This is a genomic window from Mesorhizobium sp. M4A.F.Ca.ET.090.04.2.1, assembly GCF_003999085.1.
GTDB lineage: Bacteria > Pseudomonadota > Alphaproteobacteria > Rhizobiales > Rhizobiaceae > Mesorhizobium.
Genome location: NZ_RZOT01000493.1, coordinates 1 through 4,744, shown reverse-complemented (window position 1 = coordinate 4,744; position 4,744 = coordinate 1). Strand labels below are relative to the sequence as shown.

Genomic DNA, 4,744 nt, shown 5'->3' with positions numbered 1-4,744 from the left:
GGGTGTTCTTCATTGGTGATAAATGGAAACCCTTCCCGCCGTTATCCTATCGTCTTCGAACGGGATGTGCTCCTGGCCGAGGTTCAGAAACGATGGGCGCGGTTCGATCTCCGCGCTCCACCTTGTTCAGAACGTGTTGAACGGCAACCTCAAGGTCGTCGTGCCCCCAGCCAAGCTCGGCAATCTCGCCATACCGGACGAAATGCGAGCGGTCGAAGCCGTATTCGAATTCATTGTAGGAAATCACGCTTCGGCCGATCAACGCGACCACCCAAACGCGCCGGTCGTCCCCTGCCGGAGAGCGATGCGTCCATAGCTCCGGTCGATGCCGAACACGTCCCAGAGTCTTCTCTGCGCAAGATTCATGCGCTCTCGCCCCGCGTTGATCAGGTCCCAAAGAGCCGCCTCGTCCATCTGTCCAACCCCTTCACTCGACGATCGCTATCGCAAAGCCGTCATAGCCCTTGGCGCCGACGGTCTGGATGGCGGTGCCGTCCAGTCGCCTCTCGCCCCCAATGAACGAGAACGCCGCGCGTGCGCCTTCGACATTGGCGTCGCCGCTATCTTCCTGCACCACAGCGCCGTCACGAATGACGTTGTCGCAGACGATGACCGTTCCAGGCCGTGACAGCTTCATTGCCCAGTCGAGATAATTCGGATTGTTCGGCTTGTCGGCGTCGATGAAGACCAGATCGAACGGACCCGCGTTTTCGCCACTCAGCGCGGCGAGCGATTGAAGCGCTGGACCGATGCGCAGATCGATCCGGTCTGACACCCCTGCCCGCTCGAAATTCGAGCGTGCGACCCTGGCATGGTGCGGATCGAGCTCCAGCGTCACGACCTTTCCATCAACGGGCAGTCCCCGCGCCATCCAGATTGTCGAGTAGCCGCCAAGCGTGCCGATTTCGAGAATCTTCCTCGCGCCGCGGATGCGCACCAGCAGCGACAATAGCTTGCCCTGCGCGGCGGAGACATCGATCGCCGGCAAACCCTGATTGCGGTTTGCCGTGAGCACCGCGTCAAGCACGGGATCCGCCTCGAACAGGGAAGCAACGATGTAGTCGTCGACGGCCGTCCAGGTCTTCTTGCTCATCATAGTTCCTCATGGCCCAAATGCGAAAAGGGGCCACATAGGGCCCCTTTCCATCTTCTCTTCTCATCCCGCGCTTACTGCGCGGCGGTGACCATGTCGGTCAGCATCGGCTCGGCGACCTCGACGCCCGAGGCCTTGCGGCGCTCGTCGATGATCAACTCGTCGCGCGAGGTGGCGATGCGCCGGATCTGGCTCATCGTGCCGCCGGTGCCGGCCGGGATCAGCCGGCCGACGATGACGTTTTCCTTCAGGCCCTGCAGCATGTCGGTCTTGCCGGCAACCGCCGCTTCGGTCAGCACCCTGGTCGTCTCCTGGAAGGAAGCGGCCGAAATGAAGGACGGCGTCTGCAGCGATGCCTTGGTAATGCCGAGCAGCACCGGCTGACCTTCGGCTGGCTTCTTGCCGTCCTCGATCAGCCGCTCGTTGACCTCTTCCAGCTCGATCACGTCGACGTGGTCGCCCGGAATGTAGGTCGAGTCTCCCTGCGTGGTGATCTCGACCTTCTGCAGCATCTGGCGAACGATCACCTCGATGTGCTTGTCGTTGATCGACACGCCCTGCAGGCGGTAGACCTCCTGGATCTCGTTGACGAGGTAGGAGGCAAGCGCCTCCACGCCCTTGATCGCCAGGATGTCGTGCGGCGCCGGGTTGCCGTCGAGGATGTAGTCGCCCTTCTCGATGACGTCGCCGTCCTGGAGATGGAACGGCTTGCCCTTCGGGATCAGGTATTCGACCGGCTCGAGCGTCGAGTCATGCGGCTCGATGATGATACGGCGCTTGTTCTTATAGTCGCGGCCGAAGCGGACCGTGCCATCGATCTCGGCGATGATGGCGTGATCCTTCGGACGACGTGCCTCGAACAGTTCGGCAACACGCGGCAGACCGCCGGTGATGTCCTTGGTCTTGGCGCTTTCCATCGGAATACGCGCCAGCACGTCGCCGGGACGGACATGCGCGCCCGGCTCGACCGAGAGGATTGCCTCGACCGAGAGCAGGAAGCGGGCATCGCCGCCCTTCGACAGCTTGCCGACCTTGCCCTTGGCGTCGTGCACGATGATCGCCGGCTTCAGGTCGTTGCCGCGCGGCGTCGAACGCCAGTCGATGACCTCGCGCTTGGTGATGCCGGTCGATTCGTCGGCCGTTTCCTGGACGGAAATGCCGTCGACCAGATCCTCGAACGCCACCTTGCCCTCGATTTCGGTGAGGATCGGGCGGGTATAGGGATCCCACTCGGCGATGCGCTGGCCGCGCTTCACCTTGTCGCCATCGTCCACGAAGAGGCGCGAGCCGTAGGCAACGCGGTGCGTGGCGCGTTCCTTGCCGGCCTCGTCGAGGATCAGCACCGCCATGTTGCGGCCCATGACCATCTGCTGCCCGTCGGAGTTGCGCACCACGTTGCGGTTGCGGATCTCGACCTTGCCTTCATAGGAGGCTTCGAGGAACGAAGAGTCCACCACCTGTGCCGTGCCGCCCATGTGGAAGGTACGCATGGTGAGCTGCGTGCCCGGCTCGCCGATCGACTGCGCCGCGATGACACCGACGGCCTCGCCCTGGTTGACAGGGGTGCCGCGGGCGAGGTCGCGTCCGTAGCAGACCGCGCAGACGCCGGTCCTGACCTCGCAGGTCAGCGCCGAGCGGATGCGCACCGACTGCACGCCGGCCTTCTCGATCTGCTCAACGTCGCGTTCGTCCATCAGCTTGCCGGCCTTGACCAGCACTTCGCCGGAGACCGGATGGTTGATGTCGTCGAGCGCAGTGCGGCCGAGCACGCGCTGGCCGATCGAAGCGACGATCTGGCCGGCATCGACGATCGGCTGCATGGTGAGGCCCTTGTCGGTGCCGCAGTCGAGCGAGTTGACGATGCAGTCCTGCGCCACGTCGACGAGACGACGGGTGAGGTAACCCGAGTTCGCCGTCTTCAGAGCGGTGTCGGCCAGACCCTTGCGGGCGCCGTGGGTCGAGTTGAAGTACTCGAGCACGGTGAGGCCTTCCTTGAAGTTCGAGATGATCGGCGTCTCGATGATTTCGCCCGACGGCTTGGCCATCAGGCCGCGCATGCCGGCGAGCTGGCGCATCTGGGTGGGCGAACCGCGCGCACCCGAATGCGACATCATGTAGATCGAGTTCATCGGCTTCTGACGGCCGTTGTCCTCGAACTCGACGGCCTTGATGCGGGCCATCATCTCGTCGGCGACCTTTTCCGAGCACTTGGCCCAGGCATCGACGACCTTGTTGTACTTCTCGCCCTGGGTGATCAGGCCGTCATTGTACTGCTGCTCGTATTCCTTGGCCAAAGCCTCGGTCTCGGACACCAGCTTGATCTTGGTGTCCGGGATCAGCATGTCGTCCTTGCCGAACGAGATGCCGGCGCGGCAGGCATGCGCGAAGCCGAGCGCCATGATGCGATCGCAGAAAATGACCGTCTCCTTCTGACCGCAATGGCGGTAGACGGTGTCGATCATCTTGGAGATGTTCTTCTTGGTCATCTCCTGGTTGGCGGTCTCGTAGGGCACGTTGACGTTCTTCGGCAGCAGCTCGCCGATGATCATGCGGCCGGGCGTGGTGTCATAGATCTTCGACACGACATTGCCTTCGGCATCGACCGAGCGGAAGCGGCCCTTAATCTTGGCGTGCAGCGTCACCGCCTTGGTCTCCAGCGCGTGCTGGAGCTCGCCCATGTCGGCGAACACCATGCCCTCGCCCGGCTCGTTCTGGTTGACGATCGAGAGATAGTAGAGACCGAGAACCATGTCCTGCGACGGCACGATGATCGGCGCGCCGGATGCCGGGTGCAGGATGTTGTTGGTCGACATCATCAGCACGCGGGCTTCGAGCTGCGCTTCCAGCGACAGCGGAACGTGAACGGCCATCTGGTCGCCGTCGAAGTCGGCGTTGAAGGCCGTGCAGACCAGCGGATGCAGCTGGATCGCCTTGCCTTCGATCAGGGTCGGCTCGAACGCCTGGATGCCGAGGCGGTGCAGCGTCGGAGCGCGGTTCAACAGCACCGGATGCTCGCGGATGACCTCGTCCAGGATATCCCAGACTTCCGGACGCTCCTTCTCCACCAGCTTCTTGGCCTGCTTGACGGTCGAGGAGAAACCCTTGGCGTCAAGGCGGGCGTAGATGAAGGGCTTGAACAGTTCGAGCGCCATCTTCTTCGGCAGGCCACACTGATGCAGCTTGAGCTCCGGGCCGGTCACGATGACCGAGCGGCCGGAATAGTCGACGCGCTTGCCGAGCAGGTTCTGGCGGAACCGGCCCTGCTTGCCCTTCAGCATGTCGGACAGCGACTTCAGCGGACGCTTGTTGGCGCCGGTGATGACGCGGCCGCGGCGGCCGTTGTCGAACAGGGCATCGACCGCTTCCTGCAGCATGCGCTTTTCATTGCGCACGATGATGCCGGGCGCACGCAGCTCGATCAGCCGCTTGAGGCGGTTGTTGCGGTTGATGACGCGGCGATAGAGATCGTTGAGGTCGGACGTCGCGAAACGGCCGCCGTCCAGCGGGACGAGCGGGCGCAGGTCCGGCGGGATCACCGGAACCACTTTCATGATCATCCATTCCGGACGGTTGCCCGACTCCATGAAGTTCTCGACGACCTTGAGCCGCTTCAGGAACTTCTTCTGCTTGAGTTCGGAGGTGGTCGAAGCC

Annotated in this window: 2 protein-coding genes; both read right to left on the bottom strand. The window is 63.0% G+C overall.

What is annotated here, in order from left to right; all coding sequences use genetic code 11:
- Positions 1-427: 427 nt before the first annotated feature.
- Positions 428-1,093, bottom strand: a complete 666-nt coding sequence (locus tag EN781_RS26415; RefSeq protein ID WP_126054428.1) for an O-methyltransferase — start codon at positions 1,091-1,093, stop codon at positions 428-430.
- A 74-nt stretch (positions 1,094-1,167) separates the two neighbouring features.
- Positions 1,168-4,744: DNA-directed RNA polymerase subunit beta' (rpoC, locus tag EN781_RS26410; RefSeq protein ID WP_127400483.1), on the bottom strand; the 3,577-nt coding region annotated here is incomplete at its 5' end.

Coding starts and splice junctions, on each gene's coding strand:
- EN781_RS26415 (WP_126054428.1), bottom strand. CDS start 1,093: ATGAGCAAGAAGACCTGGACGGCCGTCGACGACTACATCGTTGCTTCC.